The following is a 23,473-nucleotide window of genomic DNA, read 5'->3' as shown; positions in this document are numbered from 1 at the left end:
TATTATAATTTCTAGAGGGTGGGCAGGTGGATACATTATGGGATTTTCAACAGCTGGATTTAACTAATACCCGATTCTTTATTTTTGATAGTAAAAGTGATCATCTGGTTTATGAAGATCGGGACTTTAAAGAATATCATTGGGATCAGTCTAAATATAATCGAGTCAGGGAAGGGGATTTCTTTTTATATCGACGACCGCAAAAAGCCTCTGAAATTAAAAATCAATTCTATCTTTATGGTGCAGGCCGTATAGCCAAGATTATTGCACCTACTGCCATTCCTCAAAATCATCAAAAACGCCGAACCAAACCGGTCTTTGCGAAAGTGATCGATGGTATACGTTTTATAGATCCTATTCTGCAGTCCGATTTGGAAGATTTTCAATGGACTTTTAAACCACGCGGAAATACTTGGGAACATTTTTTTCAACAATATGGCATGAATGAGATCACGGCAGATGATTTTTGGCGATTACTTAAATTAGCAGGAATAGGCGAAAAACAGGATGCTTTGTTAGATACGCATTTACGTCAAGAAATCCTCGATTATAGTGTTGAAGATCAATATGCCAATGTAAAAGTTCGCGGTTCGCCACACCAGGAATTTGCTTTACAAGTTAAACTTAATTATCAATATCAATGTGCGATCTCTGGTATTAAGACCAAAGCCTTTTTAGTGGCTTCTCATATCGTACCTTGGTCTGAAAATCAGGTACATAGAAGAAATCCGCGTAATGGAATTTGTTTATCTTCTTTATTGGATCAAGCTTTCGATCAGGGATTTATCACGCTAGATAAAGGGCTTAAAGTGTGTCTTGCGAATCAAGCCAAGCAAGATGCGAGTTTATACGCCTATTTAAAACTTTATCACGGTAAACGAATCGACGTACCAAAACGTTTTGCCCCTGATCCGGTATTTTTAGCCTGGCATAGAGCACACCGGTTTTTAGAACAACCCAATGATCTTTAAAAGCGAGCGGTATGAGAGAAATGATAGGCACAAAAAAAGCACTCTAAGAGTGCTTTTTTCAATATCTTGCTTCTAAATTATAGAGCAACGATATTTACAGCTGTCGGGCCTTTTTGACCTTGAGCTACGCTGAAAGAAACCTTTTGGCCTTCAACTAAAGTTTTGAAACCTGAACCAGTGATTTCGCTGAAATGAGCAAAAACGTCTGGACCTGATTCTTGTTGAATGAAACCAAAACCTTTAGTTTCGTTGAACCATTTTACTGTACCGTTAACTGTATTAGACATAATATAACCTATTGAATCGTATGAATTTATAGCCAAAATTTCAGATGACTAACTGTAACTTTGAAAAATAAAAAGGATGGAGCTTTTTGATCTGTAATACGAAGGTTTATGACTAAAACTGCGATACTTAAAAGAAGACTAACCAAAACAAGAATTTTTCTAGTTGGGATTATCATACCGCTTATTTTGAGATATACAAGCGTTTTATTTGGCTAATTTATTAGGATGTTGAAAAATATAAAATTAAATTTGTATATTTTCTATCCAGAAAGGTTTTTTAAGTTAAACAAGGGCGTCTGCGTCAATAAAAAGAGCGCCGAAGCGCTCTTTTTAACTCAATTTACAACTTAATAGTCAAAGCTAAAGTGTTCTGGAGCGAGTGCCGTCATGGTTTTAGATGGATTCACCATCGCTTCTGCGTGACCTTGGGTACGTGGCAGGATACGTTCAAAGTAGAAATCAGCAGTTTTGATTTTTGCTTTATAGAATTCTGGAACTTCCGCACCATCGCCAGAAGCCAGTTTGGCTGAAGCGACTGCGGCTTGCTGTGCCCAGAAGTACGCCATCATCACATAACCGGAGAACATCAGGAAATCGACTGACGCAGAAGAGACGATGTCACGGTCCTTACGTGCTGCCAGCATGATACGTACGGTTAATGCATTCCACTGTGCACATAGCTTGGTTAAATCCCAGGCAAATCGGCGCATATATTTATTCCGTGCATGCTGACCACAGAATTTCAGGATTTCAGCAGTGTAATCACGAATTACTTTACCTTTCGATGTTAACAGCACTTTACGGCCAATCAGATCCAGTGCCTGAACGCCCGTCGTGCCCTCGTACAAGGTAGAGATACGTGAATCACGTACGATTTGTTCCATGCCCCATTCTTTGATATAGCCATGGCCACCGAAGACTTGCATACCGTGATTTGATGCTTCATAGCCCATTTCGGTCAGGAAGCCTTTCAGGATTGGAGTATAGAACCCCAAATGATCATCATGCTGTTCAAATGCAGCAGTATCGCCACGCAGCAAAGCATCATTCATGTTGTCGGCAATTTGCGCAGCATGATAAATCATGGCACGGCCACCTTCAGCAATGGCTTTTTGCGTCAACAGCATACGGCGTACATCGGCATGATGAATGATCGCATCCGCCACTTTTTCTGGATCTTTTTTGCCAGACAAGGCACGCATTGACATACGTTCTTTAGCATAAGGTAAAGCACCCTGGAACGACAGTTCAGCATGACAAATACCCTGAATCGCAGTACCAATACGCGCCGTGTTCATAAAGGTGAACATAGCGTGCAAGCCTTTATTCGGTTCGCCAATCAGGTAGCCAGTCGCATTGTCAAAATTCAGTACAGCCGTTGCTGAAGCGCGAATCCCCATTTTGTGTTCAATCGAACCGCAGTTCACTGGATTACGCTCGCCGATCCCGCCATCTGCAGCAGCAATAAATTTCGGTACGATAAACAGAGAAATCCCTTTGGTACCTTGCGGCGCATCTGGAAGGCGTGCCAGTACGATATGTACGATATTTTCAGTCAGGTCGTGCTCACCTGCGGAAATAAAGATTTTGGTGCCTGAAATGGCATAGCTGCCATCTTCTTTCGGCTCTGCTTTGGTCTTAACTTGACCCAAGTCAGTACCACATTGCGGCTCAGTCAGACACATGGTGCCCGCCCAAGTTCCTGCAACTAAGTGAGGCAGATACGTGTTTTTCTGCTCATCGGTACCATATTGCATGATAGTGTTGATACAACCCACACTTAAACCCGGATACATCTGGAATGACCAGTTTGCAGTCCCCATCATTTCCGATTTGATCAGGTTTAAAGACATTGGCAGGTTTTGGCCACCAAATTCTTCAGGATAAGACAGACCTTGCCAGCCACCTTGTACGAACTGGTCGTAAGCTTCTTTAAAGCCTTTCGGTGTTTTTACTTCGCCATTTTCAAAATGACAGCCTTCTTCATCACCGCTTTGATTCAACGGCGACAGTACATTTTCACAGAAATCTGCAGCGCCTTCTAAGATCATATCTACCGTGTCGGCATCGGCATATTCACCATTCGACAAATTCTGGTAGTGCGCAGGGTAGTCAAGCACTTCATTCATAAGGAAGCGAATGTCGTGTAAAGGGGCTTTATATGCTGGCATGCGTTTAATCCTGATTGAAATTAGTTTTGGATTATCTGTATCGATTCTTTGATTATTCACATTCGGGATAAAAAAACATTGATGAATTCAGTGAATAAAAATGTCAGAAAAGCGAATCGGTTTTTGAGGCTAATGAATGAAATCCTCGAATTTCATCATTAGGCGTTTACATTACAGGAAGATTAAAAAATTGTTGTATCAATGGACTTTAATGAATTAAAAGGTGATTTGTCCAGTATGTTTTTGTATAAACTGTGCTCGGATTGAAGTCGAAAAATAACTCATTCTAAAATGTCATTAAAACCAATCCATGGTTTTCAGCTTATAAAAATTAGTAGGAGGGAAGTAAAGGGTTGCAGTTGCAACCCGAACTGATTTCATCGAGATAAATTGGACGCTTAAAGAAACTCTTTTAAATCCGGCTTGATACCATTCCAGATGTAAAAAGATTCAATTGCCTGACCGACCAACATGCCAAAGCCTTCGGATGTCGGTACACCGCGTGCCTTGGCCTGATCCAGAAAGGAAGAAGGTTTGCCATAGGCCATTTCATAGGCCCGTTTAAACTGTAGCGTTTCCGGTAAAACCAAAGCATCACCGCTGAGGCTTGCAGAGGTGGCATTAATCACCAAATCAAATTTACCGGCTAAATTATCTAGGGAAATTACCTGTAATTCGACTTGCGGTACGGCATCCTGAAGATCAGCGACCAGTTGTTCTGCACGTGCCAAGGTACGATTGGCGATCACGATTTTTTTCGCACCTGCCTGGGCTAGGGGATAGATTACACCACGCGTGGCACCGCCTGCACCAATAATTAAAATATCTGTATTTTCCAGTGGCCAGTCCAAGGCACGGATGGCTTCAACCAGTCCCTGACCATCGGTGTTGTCGCCATGCAGGATGCCATTTTCCATCCATAGCGTATTCACGGCTTTGGCAATTTTGGCTCGTTCACTCAGTACCTGACAGTGGGCAAAAGCCTGTTCTTTAAAGGGTACGGTGACATTTATGCCACTACCGCCATTGCTAAAGAACTCCTGAATGTTGGCTTCAAAGCCATCTAGTGGCGTCAGACGTTTAGTGTAATTCAGGTCGATCCCGGTTTTGGCTGCAAAGGCGTGGTGCAATTCTGGAGAACGTGATTGTTCAATCGGGTTACCAATCACGGCAAATTTTTTGCTCATTTCACAATGTCCATGTGCGGAAATGGCCATCAATATACGTGAAAAAGCGCAGGGACTAAAGCCTGCGTGATTTTGAATTGCTGCTAAGTTATTAGGATTTTAGGAACTACAAATATCCATAATATGTTCCGCAAACATCAGCGCCATACTGAGAACAACCCCAAACCCAGTCAGGATACTCACCAGAATAGCGGCGCCATCCAGAATCAGGTTGTGACTCAAAATTGCGGTACTCATCGCACTGATGGCGAGAGCCAGAAAAAGCCAAAAGGCCAACACAGGTAGATTTAATTGAAGATTATGCATTGTTATTCTCACTAGACATCAAATGGAATATGATCGATGTAGCGATAGGGTGCCGCGATCAAATCAGGTATTTCTATGCAGCAGTATAGAGGATATATCTATTAAAACAGCCCTCTATTTGAGGGCCGTTTGTATCATTTCATTGCGTTGGATTTTAATTCTGTTAACCAGTTATGTGGTTTCAGGTAGTAATCTGTTAAACGTTTTTCCGGTGAGCCTTCATCCCATTCAGGACGATAAGACCATCCGGTAAGCGGGGGCAGGCTGACCAGAATCGATTCAATCCGGCCACCAGTCTGCAAGCCAAACAGGGTGCCGCGGTCATAAACCAGATTGTATTCCACATAACGGCCGCGACGGTATAACTGAAACTCGCGTTGTGCTTCGGTATAAGGCTTATCCTGATTGCGCTGGAAAATCGGCAGAATGGCTTCTAGATATCCATTGCCTACAGCCTGCATATACTGGAAACAGGTTTCAAAATCCCATTGATTCAGGTCGTCAAAAAACAAGCCGCCAACGCCACGCTGTTCATCACGATGTTTCAGATAAAAATAATCATCACACCATTGTTTATGTTCAGGATAAACCTCTTCGCCGAATGGCGCACATAGATCATGCGCTGTTTGATGCCAAGACAGTACATCTTCATCATTCGGATAAAACGGGGTGAGGTCAAAACCGCCACCAAACCACCAGATTGGATCCTGGCCTTCTTTTTCTGCGACAAATAAACGCACGTTGGCATGTGAGGTGGGCACATTCGGATTTTTCGGATGAATCACCAGCGATACCCCCATGGCCTGTGCTTTGGCACCGGCAATATTGGGATGGCGTTCGGTCGCAGAAGCGGGCAGCTTGGAAATGTTGATGTGGGAGAACATCACGCCGCCTTTTTCAATCACCGTGCCATTTTGCAAAACACGTGAACGGCCACCACCACCTTCTGGACGCTCCCAGTCATCGATGATAAATTCGGCCGTACCGCCGCCAGCACGTTCCTGCTGTTCTAGTGCTGCACAAATCCGTGCCTGCAAATCGAGGAGAAATTCACGAACGCGTTGAATATCCGTAGATGTAGGATGCTGCATCAGAGCCTCGTAAGTAAATAAAAAACTAACGACATCAAAGCATAAAATCAGTCAAAGATTAAGGTGTATTTGGTGATGCAGTTGATCGTCCGAGACTTTAAATTTCAAGATTCGTAAGCAGAATGCATCATTAAATCCGACCAAAGGGCTAGGTTGAATTCTTTTTTCAAGCTCAGCACAATAACTCCCAAGCGCTCATTGGCTTGAGCATTTTTCGATGGTAAAGGTGGGTATCATGTCGGTACAGGTCAATTCCCTGATTCAAAAATATAATGTTCCCGGGCCACGCTATACCAGTTATCCCACTGTTCCGTATTGGGAAGAGCAGAATTTCTCGCTGGAACAATGGAAGCAAACGCTAAAAAAGTCTTTTAATGAATCCAATCAAAGCGAAGGCATGAGCCTGTATATCCATCTGCCATTTTGCGAAAGCCTGTGCACTTTTTGTGGTTGTCACAAGCGCGTGACCAAACGCCATGAAGTTGAACAGCCTTATATTCAGGCAGTACTGAAAGAATGGGATTTATATTGTGAGCTATTACAAGAAAAGCCTCTGATTAAAGAGATTCATTTGGGCGGGGGAACACCGACTTTCTTTTCAATGGCGCATCTGGCTCAACTGATTCAAGGCATTCTGGCCAAAGTAGACGTAGCGCCTGTACATGAATTCAGTTTTGAAGGGCACCCGAACAATACCACACGTGAACATTTGCAAGGATTGTATGATCTGGGCTTTCGTCGGGTCAGTTATGGGGTGCAGGATTATAATGAAACAGTGCAAAAAGCCATTCATCGGATTCAGCCTTATGCACATGTTAAACAGGTGACCGAATGGGCACGTGAGATTGGCTATGAATCGATTTCTCATGATCTGGTGTTTGGTCTGCCTTTTCAGAGTCTGGATGATGTCTTAAATACTATTGAGCAAACCAATTCGCTTTTGCCGGACCGTTTGGCTTTATATAGCTATGCACATGTGCCCTGGATTAAAGGCAATGGTCAGCGTGGCTTTAAAGATGCTGATGTGCCCAAAGATGCAATCAAACGGGAATGCTATGAAGCGGGTAAAAAGAAGTTGCTCGCGCATGGTTATCATGAAATCGGCATGGATCATTTTGCCTTAGAAAAAGATGCGATGTACCAGTCCTTTCAAGCAGGAACATTACACCGCAATTTTATGGGGTACACCGCCTCTAAAACCCAGGTGATGATTGGACTCGGGATTTCTTCAATCAGCGATAGCTGGTACAGCTTTGCCCAGAATGTGAAAACCATTGAAGAATATTATGAATGCCTAACGCGCAATGAAATTCCGGTATTTAAAGGACATGTCTTAAATCAGGAAGATCTGATCATTCGGCAACATATTCTAAATTTGATGTGCAGCTTTAGCACCTCATGGGAAAATTCCGAGCTACGTTTTCCTCAAATTGATGAGGTTTTGGAACAGCTTGAGGAAATGGCACAGGATGGTTTAATTCAATTTTCAGACTCGTCAGTCACGATTCTGGAGAAAGGGAAACCATTTGTACGCAATATTTGTATGGCTTTTGATTTACGTTTAAAACGACGGATGCCTGAGAACCGGATTTTTTCCATGACGATTTAATCTCCCCTTAACCCCATTTTTAAGAAAAAGAGGGAAAGCCTCCCTGAGCAAGACTTAAGTATGGCTTTAAGTCGAAGCGCAAGAAAGGGAGGTTTGGAGGGATGAAGTTAAAATAACGCGGTAAGGAGTTTAAAAATATTAAAAATCATCCTTTTGATAAAGATGTGCCATGCGTTCGTGCTTGGTCTTAAGATATTGTTCATTAAACGGGTTTAAGCCTACTGTTAGCGGTACACGATCGACTACATTAATGCCTTGTGCTTTTAAGGCTTCTATTTTTGAAGGGTTATTGGTCACGAGACGTACCGATTTTACCTGTAAATGATCCAGCATAATGCTACACATGTCGTATTGGCGTGCATCCGCCGGTAGGTTCAGCATCAGGTTGGCATCTACTGTGTCATGTCCCTGATCTTGCAGGGCATAAGCGCGAATTTTATTGGTCAGGCCAATACCACGACCTTCCTGACGCAAATACAGAATGACCCCGCGGCCTAATTCATTGATCAGTTTTAAAGTCGCTTGCAATTGCGGGCCACAGTCGCATTTGAGTGAAGCAAAGGCGTCACCGGTTAAACATTCAGAATGTACACGCACCACCACCGGCTCATCTGATACTTCTTCAAGTCCTTTGGAAAGTGCGACATGTTCTTCGCCAGTCTTAGGGTCTTGAAATACAGTAATTTTAAATTCACCGTGAGCGGTAGGTAATCTTGACGTTGCGACAAATTCGATTGGCACAGCTGAACCCGTTAAATCCTGAAATTGGCTAAAGTATAGCGTAATGCTTGAATATTGGTAGAATTGCAAAGTCGAAATTCTGCAATAGATTTTCTTTTTTGTAGAAAGCGAACGATAATAGTTGATAAATAGTAAGATTATTCAGGATAATCGTAGGCTGCAATTTTTCACCCCGACGAGATCATTGTTTAATATTGCATCGCTAGAAGCGTAGCTGAATTGAAGCTGCTACAATTCAGCTATATGATCGGGTACTCCCCATTGACCTAGCTTTAGATTTGCCAGGCTTTAGAAGGCTTTGCCATAATATGCTGTATACAGAAATCCCAACTCAACGCCCTGTAACACCGTTGCTTGATGCGATCAATCATTCTGAGCAACTGCGTGCACTCGAGCAAAGCCAGCTGGAACAAGTGGCGGATGAGTTACGTCAATTCATTTTGTATGCTGCCGGGCAAAGTGGCGGACATTTTGGTGCCAACCTCGGTGTAATTGAGCTCACCGTGGCCTTACACTATTGCTTTAATACGCCACATGATCGCCTGATCTGGGATGTAGGTCATCAGGCCTATCCGCATAAAGTGTTGACTGGTCGTCGTGAACAGCTCACCACCATTCGTGCCAAAGACGGTCTGGCTGCATTTCCGGCTCGTGAAGAATCTGAGTTTGATACTTTTGGGGTAGGGCATTCTTCGACGGCGATTTCTGCTGGTCTGGGTATGGCGCTGGCACGTCGTTACCAGAATAATCCGTGTGAGGTGGTATCGATTATTGGCGATGGCGCCATGACGGCAGGTATGGCTTTTGAAGCCTTGAATGATGCCGTGGCACACAGTGCTGATCTGATGGTGGTGCTGAACGACAATGATATGTCGATTTCTTGCAGTACCGGTGGTTTTGCCAAACATCTGGCTGCCATTTGGGAGCGCGGTGAGTTCGTTAATGTTACCGAGCAGGGTGAGGCATATGTACAGCCACATCCAGAATGGTTGTATAACTCGCGTTTGCACAGTGCAGCGACCGATGCTGCAGATAACTTATTCCAAGCCATTGGCTTTGACTATTTTGGCCCGTACGATGGTCATGATGTCAAACAGCTGGTGCATGTCTTTAATGCGCTGAAAAAGCGTAAAGGCCCACGCCTGATTCATGTCTATACTAAAAAAGGCAAAGGCTTTGCTCCGGCAGAATCCGATCAAATCAAATATCACGCGATTAGCAAAATCAACGCCGTTGCCGCCAGCAATACTGCACCGAAATATTCGGATGTATTTGGACAATGGCTTTGCGATGAAGCGGCACAAGATGCCCGTTTGCTCGCAATCACACCTGCGATGTGCGAAGGCTCAGGCATGGTCAAATTTGCCAAAGAATATCCAGAACGTTTCTTTGATGTCGCGATTGCCGAACAGCATGCGGTTACCTTGGCTGCCGGTATGGCTTGTGAAGGCTTGAAGCCGGTGGTTGCAATTTACTCGACTTTCCTGCAACGCGGTTATGATCAACTGGTACATGACGTGGCTTTGCAGAATCTGGATGTTACTTTCGGTATTGATCGTGCCGGTCTGGTTGGTGAAGATGGCCCGACGCATGCCGGTGCTTATGACTATGCCTATATGCGTACTATCCCGAATATCGTGATCATGGCGCCGAAAGACGAAAATGAATGCCGTCAAATGCTGCATACAGCGTATTTGTATCCAGGGCCGGCAGCGGTACGTTATCCGCGTGGCAATGGACTGGGCGTCGATATCCAGCAAAAGATGATCGAGATTCCGATCGGTCAGGCGGAAATTGTGGCCAGCTTTAATGGGCAGTATGATGAATATATTTCTGTACTGGCATTTGGTAGCCGGGTACAGGCTGCAGTCGACGCTGCTGAAGCATTTGCCGTGAAACATGAGATTGGCGTGCGTGTGGTTAACATGCGTTTTGTCAAACCACTGGATACTCAAATGCTCGATGATCTCGCTTTAAGCACCAGTCTGTTTGTCACGGTGGAAGAACATGCAGTGATGGGCGGTGCAGGTAGTGCCGTGAATGAATATCTGGCAGAAGCACAGATTGTCAAACCGATGTTGAATCTGGGTCTGGATGATACGTTTATGGCGCAAGCGACCCATGCACAGATGTTGCAGCAAGCGGGTCTGGATGCGCAAGGCATTGAAAAATCGATCAATCAGGCTTGGTCCAGCCTGGGGCAAAGCGTCTTGTCATAATATCTTAAAAATTTTAGACACATTTTTCCCAAAAAAGCCCTGATATTTGCTAAGATATCGGGGCTTTTATGCATTATTCTTTATCAGTGTCTTCAAATTTGTAGTGGGTGTTCAATGGAACCTATGGTGGTGATGGCTGCGCGTGCGGCTCAGTTAGTTGGTCAAGAGCTTTTAAAAGCGCATCAGAATCGTCATAAACTCGATCTACAAGTCGAAGAAAAAGGAATTGATGGTCCGGTAACGCGTGTAGATCGTTATTTGGAACAGTTGACCATCGATACCCTACGTAAAAGCTATAAAAATCACAGTTTCCTTGGTGAAGAGTTTGGCTATCAGGAAGGTAAGGGTCATGACGCCGATTGGTGTTGGGTGATCGATCCGCTAGATGGTACTTTAAACTTCATTAACGGTTTCCCGCATTTCTGTATCTCTATCGCAGTTCAGCACAAAGGCATTACTCAACACGGGGTGATTTATGACCCGGTGAAAGATGAGCTATTCTCTGCCAGTCGTGGTCGTGGTGCCATGATGAACCAGCGTCGTATTCGTGTGAATGTCAAAGACAGTCTGGAAAATACCTTTATGGCTGTTGGTCACGCTTACCGTGCTAAACGTTATGGCGAAGTTGTATCTTATGCCAAGAACCATTTTCAAAGTTTGTTAAACGTGACTGAAGCTGGCGCGCAATATCGTCGTTCAGGTTCTGCGGCATTGGATTTAGCCTATGTTGCTGCAGGCCGTTTTGATGCTTACTTCGAACTTGGTTTAAAACCTTGGGATATCGCAGCGGGCGAATTGATCGTGAAAGAAGCAGGCGGTACTGTGGTTGATGCACGTGGTGGTAGCGACTCTATGGAAAATGGTCAAGTTTTGGCTTGTTCAATGAAAATGCTGAAGCCTTTAATGCAAGCAGTTGTTCCTGCTTGGGGCGAAGCCGCAAAATAATCGGGTTTAGATGAATCAGATCTAATATTGAGAAAAGGCGTCCTTCGGGATGCCTTTTTTATGCATGGGAATCTAGGTCACCAGTTACTGATATAAAGTTGTTGATCTTTGCTTGAATACTGGAAATATCAGGTGAATTGGCGAAAAGTGACTTTTTATACCGCCTGTTACATTTTTTATTATATTTTAAGTATTAGAAATATATAAATAAATTAAGAATAAGGGAAATTAGTTTTAAAACTTAATGACATTGTGGAATATTCTGCTATAATTCCGCCACGCACTTAATTTCTGTTCTTTACCTGAACACTATCTTCTAATCATTGTATGCGCGTGCTGTCCATAGAGAGGACATATCCTTCGCGCCCCAATCGCTTAAGCGATTCCTTCAGGTTTGCGGCCGTAATCATGCGTGCGTTATATCCACATCGTCGTTACTCGGATCGCTGCTGAATCCTAATATTTTCAGCATTATTTGCTGTGCCGCTTTTTGCCGATGTCCATAATTGTTATTTATTAAATGGAGCACCCACTTCAGGGTGAATACTCTCTATGAGCAAAACTTTTGCTGATTTTTCCCTCGACGAATCTCTAACCCAGGCTCTCGACGCTTTAGGCTTTACTACTCCTACTCCTGTACAAGAACAAGCGATTCCAGCTGCGCTTGAAGGCAAAGACCTTCTTGTGTCAAGCCAAACAGGTTCTGGTAAAACTGCTGCATTCTTACTGCCTACGTTAAATGCGTTGGCAAACCAAGATACATTAGTACCGTTTAAAGACCGTATGAAAGCGGTTACTCAACCGAATATTTTGGTGATTTCACCGACTCGTGAATTGGCACAACAGGTATGTCAAGACGCAATCGCATTTGTACGTCACATGAAAGGTGTTCGTATTGCAGCAATCATGGGCGGTATGCCTTTTGGTAAACAAATTCAACAGTTGAAAGGCGCGCAAGTTGTTGTTGCAACTCCAGGTCGTCTACTTGACTTGGTGAATCGTCGTCAAATCAAATTGGATAAAGTTGACGCGTTAATCGTCGATGAAGCTGACCGTATGCTTGACCTGGGCTTCTCTGAAGACTTAGAAGCAATTGGTGAGTTGGCTGCAAACCGCAAACAAACTCTTATGTTCTCTGCGACTTTTGCACCACGTATCATTACACTTGCAGAACGCATGATGAATGATCCAATGCGTATTTCGATCGAAACTGGTCACTCTACAAATACTGATATTACTCAGACTTTGCATTGGACTGACGGTTTTGAGCACAAGAAAAAACTTCTTACTCACTGGTTGAACGAAGAAGACGTTGATCAAGCAGTTGTATTTGCGTCAACTCAAGAAGACACAGATATGTTGGCTGAAGAGCTTGCTGAAGCAGGTTTATCTGTTGTAGCGCTTCACGGTGCTATGCCACAAACTGTTCGTAACCGTCGTTTACGCAGCATCCGTGAAGGTCGTGCGAAGATTCTGGTTGCAACTGACGTTGCAGCGCGTGGTCTTGACGTACCAACTATTTCACACGTAATCAACTTCGGTCTTCCAATGAAGAACGAAGACTATGTACACCGTATCGGTCGTACAGGTCGTGCGGGTCGTACTGGTAAAGCAATTACTTTGGCGACTTACCGTGAACGCGGTAAAATCCGTGCTTTGGAAGACTTCCTTGATGCGCGTCTAAACGTATCTGAAATTGAAGGTCTTGAGCCATCTCCACCTCCTGCACGTGGTAGCCGTGATGGCGCTGGTCGCGGTCGTGGCCGTGATGGCGGTCGTCGTGATGGCGGTCGTGGTGGTTTCGGTGGCGGTCGTCGTTTTGAAGGCGAAAGCAACTTCAAACGTCGTGAAGGCGGTGATGATCGTCCACGTCGTAGCTTCGATGACAAACCTCGTGGCGAACGTCCAGCATTTGGCGAAGATCGTCCACGTCGTGACTTTGGTGATCGTCCTGCTCCACGTCGTGAAGGCGGTTTCGGTGATCGTCCACAACGTTCGTTTGATGACCGTCCAAAGCGTGACTTCGGTGATCGTCCAGCTCCACGTCGTGAAGGCGGTTTCGGTGATCGTCCACAACGTTCGTTTGATGACCGTCCAAAGCGTGACTTCGGTGATCGTCCAGCTCCACGTCGTGAAGGTGGTTTTGGTGACCGTCCTCGTTCTAATGATGACAACCGTGGCAACCGTGTAGATTATAAACCAGCTCGTGAAGGCGGTTATGGTGATCGTCCAAAACGTGATTTTGGTGATCGTTCAGCTCCACGTCGTGAAGGCGGTTTCGGTGATCGTCCAGCGCGTTCATTCGGTGATGACCGTCCAAAGCGTGATTTCGGTGATCGTCCAGTACGTCGCAACTTTGATGACAAGCCACGTGGTGAACGTTCGTTCGGTGGTGAAGATCGTCCACGTCGTAAATTTAACGACTAATTCAGTCGCTAGATGAAGATAAAAAAACCGGTAGAAATACCGGTTTTTTTATGCATTGAGTTTTTTGCTTTTTAACGTAAAATGTCTACTAAATCATATTTTGTCAGGGTTATGATAATTATTAATATGAAAAGCTTAGCTCTTCGATCTCAATTGATAGAGGTGTATATGCCATATATCGCATTGACTTTGATTTTATGTAATATTATCTATTATTTATACAGTCTTTTTAATTAATCAATGTGCTTGAATCAAGCTTAAGTGCATATTTTTATTATAAAAAATACGAAATAATCCATTGTTGTCATTTTTTTATGATATTAAACCATCTTTTTCAACTGCTAACATTTTGAACTTCGTTCCTTTATAGTATGCATGCTGAAAAAATGCAGGAATAAACTCAGCTATGAAAAATCAAACAGCGCGAGATACTCAATCTCTGATTGAAGTCAAGAATCTGAGCTTCAAGCGGGGTGAGCGCGTGATTTATGACGACGTGAGTTTAAATATTCGTCGTGGGCAGATTACCGCCATTATGGGACCATCCGGTACTGGTAAAACCACCTTATTAAGATTGATTGGTGGGCAGCTGGTTCCTGAGCACGGTCAGGTTTTATTGGACGGCAAGGATATTGCCACGATGTCACGTTCCGAACTTTTTTCAGCACGTGCACGGATGGGCATGCTGTTTCAGAGCGGTGCTTTGTTTACCGATATGAGCGTGTATGAAAATGTCGCATTTCCGATTCGAGCACATACTAAATTGCCGGAACATCTGATTAAGGAAATCGTGGCACTGAAGCTGGAATCAGTCGGTTTACGTGGTGCAGAACAGATGATGCCGTCTGAACTATCCGGTGGTATGAACCGACGCGTGGCTTTGGCCCGTGCGATTGCGCTGGATCCTGAGCTGATCATGTACGATGAACCCTTTGCCGGACAAGATCCGATTGTGATGGGCGTTTTGACTCGTCTGATCCGTTCATTACGTGAAGCACTGGACTTAACCACAATTATTGTCTCGCATGATGTTGCAGAAACTTTATCAATTGCAGACTACATCTATGTGGTGGCAGAAGGCAAAATTCAGGGCGAGGGCACACCGGCAGAGCTGAAAGCGCATCCGTCTGCTTTTGTACAGCAATTTCTGACCGGTTCGGTAGAAGGTCCAGTGGATTATCAGTTTAGTCATCAAGCTTATTTAAGTGATGAGGTTCGTTCATGAATGCAATTGCCGCATTAGGTAGACGCGTTATTGAACGTGTACAGGGGATTGGGGTCGCGACCCTGATGCTGTTGCAGATTTTATTTTCCATGCCGACCTGGCTTGGCGTAAAGCTGTTTATTTATCAGATGTATCGGGTTGGGGTATTGTCCCTGCTGATTATTGTGGTTTCTGGCCTGTTTATTGGTGCCGTGCTTGGTTTGCAGATGTTTAGCATCTTGTCGACCTTTGGTAGTGAGTCGATGCTAGGAACAGCGGTCGCGTTGACCTTGCTGCGTGAACTGGCACCTGTGGTCGCTGCTTTGCTATTTGCAGGACGTGCCGGTTCAGCCTTGACTGCGGAAATTGGCCTGATGAAAGCTACTGAACAATTGTCCAGTATGGAAATGATCGGTGTCGATCCATTGAAGCGGGTGATTTCGCCGCGTCTTTGGGCAGGGATTTTTAGCTTGCCAATGCTTTCCGTCATCTTTGCCGCAGTTGGCATTATGGGCGGTAAAATGGTCGGGGTAGATTTCCTGGGTGCCGATGAAGGCGCTTATTGGAGCGGCATGGAAAGCAGCGTGCAATTCTATAAAGATGTCTTGAATGGCACCATTATTAAAAGTTTTGTATTCGCATTAATTTGTACCTGGATTGCGGTGTATCAAGGCTATGCCTGTGTCCCGACATCGGAAGGTATTGCAACTTCTACAACGCGTACAGTCGTGTATTCTTCACTGTGCGTTTTAGGCTTTGATTTTGTGTTGACTGCGGTCATGTTCGGAGGTGTTTAATGAAATCACGTACTAGTGAGCTGGCCGTTGGTGTTTTTGTTATTTTGTTTGGTATTGCCTTATTTTTCCTGGCGATGCGTGTCAGTGGTCTGGTCGGACACAATATTTCCGACAGCTATAAAATGACAGCGACTTTTGAAAATGTAAATGGGATCAAGCCGCGTGCCAAAGTGGCATTGAGTGGTGTGAAAGTGGGGCAGGTGGATGATATTACCCTGGATCCAGTGACGCGTCTGGCGACCGTGCATATGACCCTGGATGGCTCATTGACTTCGTTTAATACTGAACAGTTAAAGCAGGTTCAGCAGGAAGCGTTGGAAGAGTTACGTTATAGTTCGGACTATACTACGGCTACCCCTGCGCAACAAAAAGACATGGAAAAACAACTGTTAGCTAACATGAAATCCATCACCAATATTGATGAGGATGCTTATATTATGGTAGCGACCAATGGGTTATTGGGTGAAAAATACCTGAAAATTATTCCAGGTGGTGGTCTGAACTATTTGAAACGCGGTGATCAGATTGCCAATACCCAAGGCACCATGGAAATTGAAGATTTAGTGACGAAGTTCATTACTGGCGGTGCCGGTAAATCGTCAGATAGTCAAGAAACTGCCCCAGAACAGGCGACAGTTTCAGAATCGACTGATGCAGAACCTGCATTTGTTGAATAATAGATTGAGGAGATTTCAGTGAAGACTTTAGTAAAACAAACGCTTGCAGCAAGCATTCTTTCAACAATGGTTGCTGGTACAGTGTTTGCTGCACCGTCTGAAGCACCACCTGCTTTTATTAAAAAAGTGGCAGATGGTTTGATTGAGCGCCTCAAAGCTGATAATGCCAAATTGCAGAACAATCCAGCGCTGGTAAAAGCGATTGTCCGCCAGAATCTGGATCCATACATTGATTCACAGTCTTTCACGCGTATTGTGATGGGGACTTATGCGACGAACCAGTATAGTACGGCTGCACAGCGCGCTCAGTTTGAAAAGAATTTCCGTGAAACGCTCATTGAAAATTATGGTTCTGCATTTTCCAAGTTCAGCAATCAGACCTATAGCGTACGTCCATACAAGGCTAGCAATAGCAAAAACCCTGTTGTAACCATCGACTTTAATAATAAAGGCGAAAAAATTCCGGTAGCGTTTCAGCTGGTGGACAAAGGTTCACAATGGAAAATCCGCAACATCAATGTATCGGGTATTGATCTAGGTTTGCAATTCCGTAACCAGTTTGCTGCGACAGTCAAACGTAATGGCGGTAACATAGATAAAGCTATTGCTAACTTCAAACCGGATGCAGAAGCTGCAATCGACAAGAAATAATCAGATAGGTGAGCCGTGATTGTATTCAAGGATCAGGAATTGCAGGTTTCAGGCAAGATTGACTATGCTAATGCGCAGGACTATTACTTAGATGGTCTGCGTGTGGTTCAGTCGCAGAGCAAGTTTCCGCTTGTGGTTAATCTGGCTGGGCTTGAAAGTGGCAGTACTTTGGCTTTGGCAGTATTGGTGCGCTGGTTGCGCCAGACTCCTCAAGCGCAAGGACTACAGTTTAAAGCTGTCCCTACTAAAATGATGAATATCATTCAGGCCTGTCATTTACAGGATGATTTACAAATCATTCAGTAAATAAAAAAGCACCGAAAGGTGCTTTTTTATTGCTTTTCCAATAAGCATGAATCAGATGAGGAGCGTTTCTTGCACTTCGCTTTAAAAGCAGTGCTTTAAAGCTCGCTCAAATCCACTTCTTCCATCTAAAGTAAATTAATGGCCCGATTAAAAAGCCGATCAAAATAATACTGACCATAATGAAGCTCATGGTGCCTTGTGCAAAAGGCAGGACTTCGGTATTCATCCCATAAATACTGGCGATCAGCATCGGCGGTGCAAGCATACTTGGCAAGATCGAGAATCGACGAATCGTATCGTTCTGTTCCGTGTTAATGAATCCGGACGTGGTATCGAGCAGGAAGCGCACTTTCTGGAACAGGAAGGCATCATGTTCAACCAGCGAGCGCACATCTTCACTGAGTTCTCGGATATCCGCATCATAAATATGACTGCCCAAGGCGCGTGGACGAGACAGGAAAGTCAGAACACGACGTAAATCGATCAGACAAAGCTGCGCTTTACCGAGCATATCTTCCAGTTGAGCCAGACGGGTAATCATGTCATCCAGATCGAGAATCTGTTCACGATGACGGTTATTCAACACTTCAGTTGAATATTTTTCTAAATCTTTATGGACATCTTCCAGAATGTCGGCCAGTTCATCCAGTTTGGCTTCGAGCAGGCCCAATAAAATCCAGGTCGGATCTTTATAATCGATTTCATAATCATTGCGGCGTGCACGAGCACGGAAGGCACGAAAGGCCACCAGCTTTTCGCCACGCAAGGTAAACAGACGGTCCTTATGCAGAATGAATGCTACGGTTTGCACCGTCGCCAGCATGCTGGATTCATCTTCGTTTTCGTTCTCGACCTGATAGTTTTTATTTTTGGTTAAAAAATAGGTGCTGATATGCAAAATACCGTCATCATCACGGTAAAATCGGGCACTCGAGGAAATATCTTCCAGCGATTTTAAGGTCGGTAAATTTTGCGCATAGGCATCTAGAATCCATTGCTGCTCTTCTTGTGAAGGTGCAATCAGATCAAGCCATACTAAATCTGGATGTAGGTCGAAATCACCGTTAATCGTGATATCTTCTAAGCTACCGCGCTCTGTGGCGTAAAAGGCTTCAAGCATGCTGTCTTTTCTCCCTGGCGCAGTATGTGAATTGGAATGGGTGTATTTTAGACAAGGAATTGAATAAAAACACTGATATTAAGCAGTTATTTTTGGAAAAAATGCGCTTGCAGCGATTTCGTACAATATAGCGTCAATTGGAGAGTGAAATAATGAATTCTATCGCAATTTTTTGTGGTTCAGCACTGGGCTCGGATCCTCTCTATGCCGAGATCGCCGAAAAGGTTGGCCAGACCTTGGCAGCAAGGCATCAGACGCTGGTCTATGGCGGTGGTCGTTCCGGTTTGATGGGTATTGTTGCTGATAGTGCTTTGGCTGCTGGTGGCAAGGTGATTGGCGTAATTCCAAGACAGCTGGTCAATCGTGAACTGGCGCATCCGCATATTACCGAGCTATTTGTGGTCGATAATATGCACGAGCGTAAAACCCGCATGTCGGAACTGGCACAGGGATTTATTGCCATTCCGGGTGGTGCTGGAACCCTGGAAGAAATTTTTGAACAATGGACCTGGGCACAGTTGGGAATTCATAAAAAGCCTTGTGCTTTTTTAAATGTAGATGGTTTTTACGATGATTTACTCAAATTTATCCATATGACGACTGAGAAAGGTTTTACCAAAGCGCGCTTTAGCGATGCTTTAATTGTGAGTGATAATCTGGATGATATTTTGCGCCAGTTTGAAAGTTATCAGCCGCCTGAAGCGAAATGGGGTATGGTCGATCAGACAGATCTTGTAAAATAAGCTGTCCACAGCATGATTTGTAGAAAATAAATGAACGTGATTACGGTGGCTGCGGCCATTATTTTAAATGAAACGCAGCAACTGCTGGTGGTTCGCAAAAAAGGGACGTCCTGCTTTATGCAGGTTGGTGGCAAGCTGGAGCCAAATGAAGCACCAGAAGCAACGATGTTGCGTGAAATTCAGGAAGAGATTGGCACACAGGCGCAGATTCAGCAATTCATTGGGCGTTTTGAAACCCAGACGGCGAATGAACCAGATCATCAACTGGTGAGTTATGTCTATTGGGTAAGTCTGGATCAAGCACCAAAAATTGAAGCGGAAATTGCCGAAATGAAATGGGTCGATCTGGATGAAAAAGAGCTACGACTCGCACCCTTGACCACTGAAATTGTGATTCCTTGGGTGAAGTCGCAGTTACTCGCCCAAGCTTAAATTTTCAGATTTGAGCACCTGCCAGACAGGCTGCATAAACTTTTTGACAGCCCAGTTGTTCAAGTGTTTGGCTCAGTGCTCGAATCGAGCTGCCGGTCGTCACCACATCATCAATAATCAGCACCCGACGATACCGTAGCTTGGAAATGGTACTGATCTGGAATTGTGATTGGATGTCTTCAATCCGCTCCAGCCGGCTTAGGCCCTTTTGCGAGTGTTGTTTCATTCGTCGAACAGGTTGCCAGATGGGTACATTCAACTGTTTTGCCACATGTTTGGCCAGCACTAGAGATTGATTATAACCGCGCTCAGCCAGACGCTCATTCGAGATCGGCATCGGTACTATCGCACTGACTTTAGGTAGGTCTAAACTTAACAGCACACCTGCCAGTAAATTTTGCAAATGCAGCTTCTGTTCATATTTAAACAGTTGAATCAGCCGGTCCATCGGGTAAGCATAGTCGCAGGCAATCTGGAACTGCATTTCCTGCCGTTGAATGGTTTGATGTGCCCAAGGTAATTGTCGCCAGCAATCTTCACAGACTGAATGAATGGACTGATGATCAGTCAGACACAGCTGGCAGGGCTGCAAGCGAGTCAGCCAGGATTTTCCATGTTCCAGTAGTTTAAACATAGGCATAGCGCGGTGCTTCCGGTAGCCAGCGTTGCAATAATGCCTCCGCCTGATCAGGATAATCCTTGAGCATCTGCTGAGCCACATAATGTGCCTGATTGAGCAGGTGATCATCACGTTCCAGTTTGGCCACACGGAAATTCATGTCGCCAGTCTGTTTGGTCCCGAGCAGCTCACCTGGGCCACGCAATTCCAGGTCTTTCTCTGCAATCATAAAACCATCATTGGTTTCGCGCATGATTCTTAAACGTTCCTGACCATTTTGCGAAAGAGGGTGTTTATAGAGCAGGGCGCAGAAACTGGCTTTGGCACCACGACCAACCCGGCCACGTAGCTGATGTAATTGAGACAAGCCCAGACGTTCAGCATTTTCAATCACCATAATAGATGCATTCGGAACATCCACGCCGACTTCGATCACGGTGGTGGCAATCAGGAGCTGTAATTCATTATTTTTAAACTGCTGCATTACCGCCTGTTTTTCATCGGCTTTCATCTTGCCATGTACCAGTCCGATATTCAGCGCAGGAAAGCGCTCGCGAATTTCGGTAAAAGTCGCTTCGGCAGCTTGAGCATCTAGGGTTTCGGATTGCTCTACCAGGGTGCAGACCCAGTAGGCCTGCTTGCCTTCGGCACAGTTGCTGGCAATCCGTTGCAAGACTTCTTCGCGTCGATCTAATGGAATGGTCACGGTCTGAATCGGGGTACGGCCCGGCGGCAGCTCGTCAATCACCGAGGTATCCAGATCACCATAGGCAGACATGGCCAGTGTGCGGGGAATCGGAGTCGCAGTCATCACCAGTTGATGCGGAGACATACCATCTAGCCCTTTATTTCTGAGTGCAAGGCGCTGATCCACACCAAAGCGGTGCTGTTCATCAATAATCACCAGACCCAGTTTGGCAAACTCGACATTTTCCTGAAACAGGGCATGCGTTCCGATCACCAGATGGGCGCTGCCATCACGAATAACCTGTTCTGCTGCGGCACGGGCTTTGCCTTTCTGTTTGCCGGAAAGCCAGGCCACATTTAAACCTAATGGCTCAAACCAGCGTTTAAAGTTCAGATAATGCTGCTCGGCCAGAATCTCGGTCGGTGCCATCAAGGCCACTTGCCAGCCTTCCTCTAAGGCATGGCAGGCTGCGACACCGGCCACTAGGGTTTTACCTGCACCAACATCGCCTTGCACCAGACGCAACATTGGTTTATTGCTTTTTAAATCCTGCACGATTTCTCTGGATACACGTTTTTGCGCACCGGTCATTTCAAAAGTCAGACTCGCTAGTAACTGTTTGGCATAGGTCTGACTGGGCGCAAATGAAGGCGCTTCGACCTGCTGAATAAAAGCCCGACGTGTCAATAAACTGATCTGATGCGCTACCAGCTCTTCAAAGATCAGACGCTGCTGTGCAGGATGTGAGCCTTGTGCCAGCTGCAGCATATTGGCGTTGACAGGCGGGTGATGGATATATTCCAGTGCCTGTTTCAGCGCATAACCGTTACTAAATTTTGCTGGCAGTAGTTCAGGCAGATGGTCGCTGTATTGAGCCAAGGCCTGCTGAATATAATCCCGTATTTTGGGTTGGGTCAGGCCTTCAGTCGCAGGGTAAATCGCCGTGAGCTGGGTTTGAGGTAAAAGTGTGTCCTCAGTAATGACTTGCAGTTCGGGATGATACATTTCCAGACCGCGCGCACCGACCCGCACTTCACCAAAAATTCTTAAACGGTTACCCAGTTTGCAGCGGTCAGTAATACCTTTATAGATATGATAAAAACGTAAAGTAACCTTGCCAAAATCATCATCCAGCAGCACAGCCATAGATTTGCGTTTACCGGGTGGAAAATCTACACCTTTAACGATCCCTTCCAGCAGATAACTGCGTCCCACGCTCAATTGATTCATGGGAATGATCGTGCTACGGTCTTCATAGTCACGTGGTAGATGAAAAAGCAAATCATCAGTATTGAAGATATTTAGTTTTTCGAGTAATGAAGCGGCGGCATTGCCAACGCCTTGTAACTGATGGACTGCAGCCATGTCCCCTCAACCAGATTTGTGATTCGGTGCTCAATGCATATTTTATTTACCGGTTATGGTAAAACATCCCGACGTGTGGCTAAACAACTATTTGAGCAAGGTCATCAAATTAGCACAATTAGCCAGAGTCCCAAAACAGATTCATTCGCAACTCATCTGATTCAGGATGTGCATAAACTGGATTTAACAGCAGTTACACCGATTGACTGGGTCTATGTATTACTTAGTCCAAAACAAAGTACGGTTGAAGGCTATCAGCAAACCTATCTGGATTCTGTTCAGCCTATTGTGGCTGCCTTGAAACAGCATCCGGTGAAACAGATTGTGGTGGTGTCATCCACCCGGGTCTATGGGCAAAATTCCGGTGAAATCGTAGATGACGAAACTGAAATTCACCCGAATGATGCTCAGAGCAAAATCTTGCAGCAGATGGAGCAGGCTTATTTCACTGCTTATCCTGAGAAATGTACCATCATTCGTCCAAGTGGGATTTATGGAGCATCGGTAGAACGCCTACAAAAAATGGCCGCCTCGATGTTGAGATATCCGAATCTGCACTGGTCCAACCGGATTCATATTGAAGATTTATCACGTTTCTTGTCACATATGATTCACGTGGAACATCCGGAATCTTCTTATATTGTGACCGATAACCAGCCAAAATTATTGCATGAAATATTGCAATGGTTCCAACAGCAGCTGGGACTTCCTTTGTTGCAAGTAGAAAGTGAGCAGGTGACAGGTAAGAAACTTTATGCGACTCGAATGCAGAAAATGGGATTTGAGTTAGAGCATCCAGATTGTTATGAGGATTATTTGGAGTTGATGGAAAAATAATCTTTAGCCCCTTCTTTTAAAAGAGGAACATTCCTCCTTTTCTCGAAGGGGAGAGGGAGGATTAAATTCCCTCTCCTTTT

The 23,473-nt window shown here is 44.8% G+C and carries 22 protein-coding genes; 13 read left to right on the top strand and 9 right to left on the bottom strand.

The window, feature by feature from the left end; all coding sequences use genetic code 11:
• Positions 1–26 precede the first annotated feature (26 nt).
• Positions 27–971, top strand: coding sequence for an HNH endonuclease (locus J7649_RS08590; RefSeq protein ID WP_219307421.1), 945 nt, complete (start codon positions 27–29; stop codon positions 969–971).
• Between the two features lie 77 nt (positions 972–1,048).
• Here J7649_RS08590 and J7649_RS08585 read toward each other — a convergent pair whose 3' ends face one another.
• From J7649_RS08585 to hemF, 5 genes are all read right to left on the bottom strand, one after another.
• A complete protein-coding gene (locus J7649_RS08585) occupies positions 1,049–1,258 on the bottom strand; it encodes a cold-shock protein (RefSeq protein ID WP_004281542.1) in 210 nt (69 codons plus the stop codon).
• 347 nt (positions 1,259–1,605) lie between these two features.
• Entirely contained in the window at positions 1,606–3,429 is a 1,824-nt protein-coding gene (locus tag J7649_RS08580; protein ID WP_005248240.1) for an acyl-CoA dehydrogenase C-terminal domain-containing protein, read from the bottom strand.
• Positions 3,430–3,827: 398 nt separating this feature from the next.
• Positions 3,828–4,616, bottom strand: coding sequence for a shikimate dehydrogenase (gene aroE, locus J7649_RS08575; RefSeq protein ID WP_219307419.1), 789 nt, complete (start codon positions 4,614–4,616; stop codon positions 3,828–3,830).
• 99 nt (positions 4,617–4,715) lie between these two features.
• Positions 4,716–4,922 carry a hypothetical protein gene (locus J7649_RS08570; RefSeq protein WP_004281539.1) on the bottom strand — a complete coding sequence of 69 codons (207 nt, stop codon included), beginning with the start codon at positions 4,920–4,922 and terminating at the stop codon, positions 4,716–4,718.
• A 134-nt stretch (positions 4,923–5,056) separates the two neighbouring features.
• Positions 5,057–6,013, bottom strand: coding sequence for an oxygen-dependent coproporphyrinogen oxidase (hemF, locus tag J7649_RS08565; RefSeq protein WP_004645025.1), 957 nt, complete (start codon positions 6,011–6,013; stop codon positions 5,057–5,059).
• A 235-nt stretch (positions 6,014–6,248) separates the two neighbouring features.
• On the opposite strand from hemF, the gene hemN reads away from it, so the two are divergent.
• Positions 6,249–7,622 (top strand): oxygen-independent coproporphyrinogen III oxidase, encoded by a 1,374-nt coding sequence (gene hemN, locus J7649_RS08560; RefSeq protein ID WP_219307417.1) that lies wholly within the window; start codon positions 6,249–6,251, stop codon positions 7,620–7,622.
• 138 nt (positions 7,623–7,760) lie between these two features.
• On the opposite strand, the gene ribA is transcribed toward hemN, so the two are convergent.
• On the bottom strand, positions 7,761–8,363 hold the full coding sequence (gene ribA, locus J7649_RS08555; protein WP_005108581.1) for a GTP cyclohydrolase II: 603 nt from the start codon (positions 8,361–8,363) through the stop codon (positions 7,761–7,763).
• A 308-nt stretch (positions 8,364–8,671) separates the two neighbouring features.
• On the opposite strand from ribA, the gene dxs reads away from it, so the two are divergent.
• The 8 genes from dxs (at position 8,672) to J7649_RS08515 (ending at position 17,589) form a co-directional block, all read left to right on the top strand.
• Entirely contained in the window at positions 8,672–10,582 is a 1,911-nt protein-coding gene (dxs, locus tag J7649_RS08550; protein ID WP_219307415.1) for a 1-deoxy-D-xylulose-5-phosphate synthase, read from the top strand.
• 114 nt (positions 10,583–10,696) lie between these two features.
• Positions 10,697–11,527, top strand: a complete 831-nt coding sequence (locus tag J7649_RS08545; RefSeq protein ID WP_219307398.1) for an inositol monophosphatase family protein — start codon at positions 10,697–10,699, stop codon at positions 11,525–11,527.
• 552 nt (positions 11,528–12,079) lie between these two features.
• The gene (locus J7649_RS08540; RefSeq protein ID WP_004732315.1) at positions 12,080–13,954 is read left to right on the top strand and encodes a DEAD/DEAH box helicase; all 1,875 of its coding nucleotides are present in this window, start codon (positions 12,080–12,082) and stop codon (positions 13,952–13,954) included.
• A gap of 406 nt (positions 13,955–14,360) precedes the next feature.
• The gene (locus tag J7649_RS08535; RefSeq protein WP_004645032.1) at positions 14,361–15,179 is read left to right on the top strand and encodes an ABC transporter ATP-binding protein; all 819 of its coding nucleotides are present in this window, start codon (positions 14,361–14,363) and stop codon (positions 15,177–15,179) included.
• Entirely contained in the window at positions 15,176–15,955 is a 780-nt protein-coding gene (mlaE, locus tag J7649_RS08530) for a lipid asymmetry maintenance ABC transporter permease subunit MlaE (RefSeq protein ID WP_004281531.1), read from the top strand. Before J7649_RS08535 ends, mlaE begins: the two co-directional genes overlap by 4 nt.
• Positions 15,955–16,632 (top strand): outer membrane lipid asymmetry maintenance protein MlaD, encoded by a 678-nt coding sequence (mlaD, locus tag J7649_RS08525; RefSeq protein ID WP_044112243.1) that lies wholly within the window; start codon positions 15,955–15,957, stop codon positions 16,630–16,632. Before mlaE ends, mlaD begins: the two co-directional genes overlap by 1 nt.
• Before the next feature lie 18 nt (positions 16,633–16,650).
• On the top strand, positions 16,651–17,283 hold the full coding sequence (locus J7649_RS08520; protein WP_005249877.1) for an MlaC/ttg2D family ABC transporter substrate-binding protein: 633 nt from the start codon (positions 16,651–16,653) through the stop codon (positions 17,281–17,283).
• A gap of 15 nt (positions 17,284–17,298) precedes the next feature.
• Positions 17,299–17,589, top strand: coding sequence for an STAS domain-containing protein (locus tag J7649_RS08515; RefSeq protein ID WP_219307395.1), 291 nt, complete (start codon positions 17,299–17,301; stop codon positions 17,587–17,589).
• Between the two features lie 106 nt (positions 17,590–17,695).
• Here the strand turns inward: J7649_RS08515 and J7649_RS08510 are convergent, their stop codons facing one another.
• Positions 17,696–18,709 (bottom strand): CorA family divalent cation transporter, encoded by a 1,014-nt coding sequence (locus J7649_RS08510; RefSeq protein WP_005248226.1) that lies wholly within the window; start codon positions 18,707–18,709, stop codon positions 17,696–17,698.
• A 152-nt stretch (positions 18,710–18,861) separates the two neighbouring features.
• Between J7649_RS08510 and J7649_RS08505 the strand changes: the two genes are divergently transcribed.
• The gene (locus tag J7649_RS08505) at positions 18,862–19,452 is read left to right on the top strand and encodes an LOG family protein (protein WP_219307393.1); all 591 of its coding nucleotides are present in this window, start codon (positions 18,862–18,864) and stop codon (positions 19,450–19,452) included.
• Positions 19,453–19,482: 30 nt separating this feature from the next.
• Positions 19,483–19,884, top strand: coding sequence for an NUDIX hydrolase (locus J7649_RS08500; RefSeq protein WP_219307391.1), 402 nt, complete (start codon positions 19,483–19,485; stop codon positions 19,882–19,884).
• A gap of 4 nt (positions 19,885–19,888) precedes the next feature.
• Here the strand turns inward: J7649_RS08500 and J7649_RS08495 are convergent, their stop codons facing one another.
• Positions 19,889–20,524, bottom strand: a complete 636-nt coding sequence (locus J7649_RS08495; protein WP_219307389.1) for a ComF family protein — start codon at positions 20,522–20,524, stop codon at positions 19,889–19,891.
• Positions 20,511–22,556 (bottom strand): ATP-dependent DNA helicase RecG, encoded by a 2,046-nt coding sequence (gene recG / locus J7649_RS08490; protein ID WP_219307387.1) that lies wholly within the window; start codon positions 22,554–22,556, stop codon positions 20,511–20,513. The genes J7649_RS08495 and recG overlap by 14 nt, the downstream gene beginning before the upstream one ends.
• 33 nt (positions 22,557–22,589) lie before the next feature.
• Here recG and J7649_RS08485 point away from each other — a divergent pair, with 33 nt between their 5' ends.
• On the top strand, positions 22,590–23,393 hold the full coding sequence (locus J7649_RS08485; RefSeq protein ID WP_005249885.1) for an NAD-dependent epimerase/dehydratase family protein: 804 nt from the start codon (positions 22,590–22,592) through the stop codon (positions 23,391–23,393).
• Positions 23,394–23,473: the final 80 nt, after the last annotated feature.

The sequence above is a fragment of the Acinetobacter lwoffii genome (assembly GCF_019343495.1).
Lineage (GTDB): Bacteria > Pseudomonadota > Gammaproteobacteria > Pseudomonadales > Moraxellaceae > Acinetobacter > Acinetobacter lwoffii_P.
The sequence above is the reverse complement of the archived record's forward strand: the minus strand, read 5'-3'. Positions and strand labels throughout refer to the sequence as shown.

What these genes read in the sequence shown, in the direction of transcription:
- J7649_RS08585 (WP_004281542.1), bottom strand. Translation starts at nt 1,258, where the DNA reads ATGTCTAATACAGTTAACGGTACAGTAAAATGGTTCAACGAAACTAAA.
- J7649_RS08580 (WP_005248240.1), bottom strand. Translation starts at nt 3,429, where the DNA reads ATGCCAGCATATAAAGCCCCTTTACACGACATTCGCTTCCTTATGAAT.
- aroE (WP_219307419.1), bottom strand. Translation starts at nt 4,616, where the DNA reads ATGAGCAAAAAATTTGCCGTGATTGGTAACCCGATTGAACAATCACGT.
- J7649_RS08570 (WP_004281539.1), bottom strand. Translation starts at nt 4,922, where the DNA reads ATGCATAATCTTCAATTAAATCTACCTGTGTTGGCCTTTTGGCTTTTT.
- hemF (WP_004645025.1), bottom strand. Translation starts at nt 6,013, where the DNA reads ATGCAGCATCCTACATCTACGGATATTCAACGCGTTCGTGAATTTCTC.
- hemN (WP_219307417.1), top strand. Translation starts at nt 6,249, where the DNA reads ATGTCGGTACAGGTCAATTCCCTGATTCAAAAATATAATGTTCCCGGG.
- dxs (WP_219307415.1), top strand. Translation starts at nt 8,672, where the DNA reads ATGCTGTATACAGAAATCCCAACTCAACGCCCTGTAACACCGTTGCTT.
- J7649_RS08545 (WP_219307398.1), top strand. Translation starts at nt 10,697, where the DNA reads ATGGAACCTATGGTGGTGATGGCTGCGCGTGCGGCTCAGTTAGTTGGT.
- J7649_RS08540 (WP_004732315.1), top strand. Translation starts at nt 12,080, where the DNA reads ATGAGCAAAACTTTTGCTGATTTTTCCCTCGACGAATCTCTAACCCAG.
- J7649_RS08535 (WP_004645032.1), top strand. Translation starts at nt 14,361, where the DNA reads ATGAAAAATCAAACAGCGCGAGATACTCAATCTCTGATTGAAGTCAAG.
- mlaE (WP_004281531.1), top strand. Translation starts at nt 15,176, where the DNA reads ATGAATGCAATTGCCGCATTAGGTAGACGCGTTATTGAACGTGTACAG.
- mlaD (WP_044112243.1), top strand. Translation starts at nt 15,955, where the DNA reads ATGAAATCACGTACTAGTGAGCTGGCCGTTGGTGTTTTTGTTATTTTG.
- J7649_RS08510 (WP_005248226.1), bottom strand. Translation starts at nt 18,709, where the DNA reads ATGCTTGAAGCCTTTTACGCCACAGAGCGCGGTAGCTTAGAAGATATC.
- J7649_RS08505 (WP_219307393.1), top strand. Translation starts at nt 18,862, where the DNA reads ATGAATTCTATCGCAATTTTTTGTGGTTCAGCACTGGGCTCGGATCCT.
- J7649_RS08500 (WP_219307391.1), top strand. Translation starts at nt 19,483, where the DNA reads ATGAACGTGATTACGGTGGCTGCGGCCATTATTTTAAATGAAACGCAG.
- J7649_RS08495 (WP_219307389.1), bottom strand. Translation starts at nt 20,524, where the DNA reads ATGCCTATGTTTAAACTACTGGAACATGGAAAATCCTGGCTGACTCGC.
- recG (WP_219307387.1), bottom strand. Translation starts at nt 22,556, where the DNA reads ATGGCTGCAGTCCATCAGTTACAAGGCGTTGGCAATGCCGCCGCTTCA.
- J7649_RS08485 (WP_005249885.1), top strand. Translation starts at nt 22,590, where the DNA reads ATGCATATTTTATTTACCGGTTATGGTAAAACATCCCGACGTGTGGCT.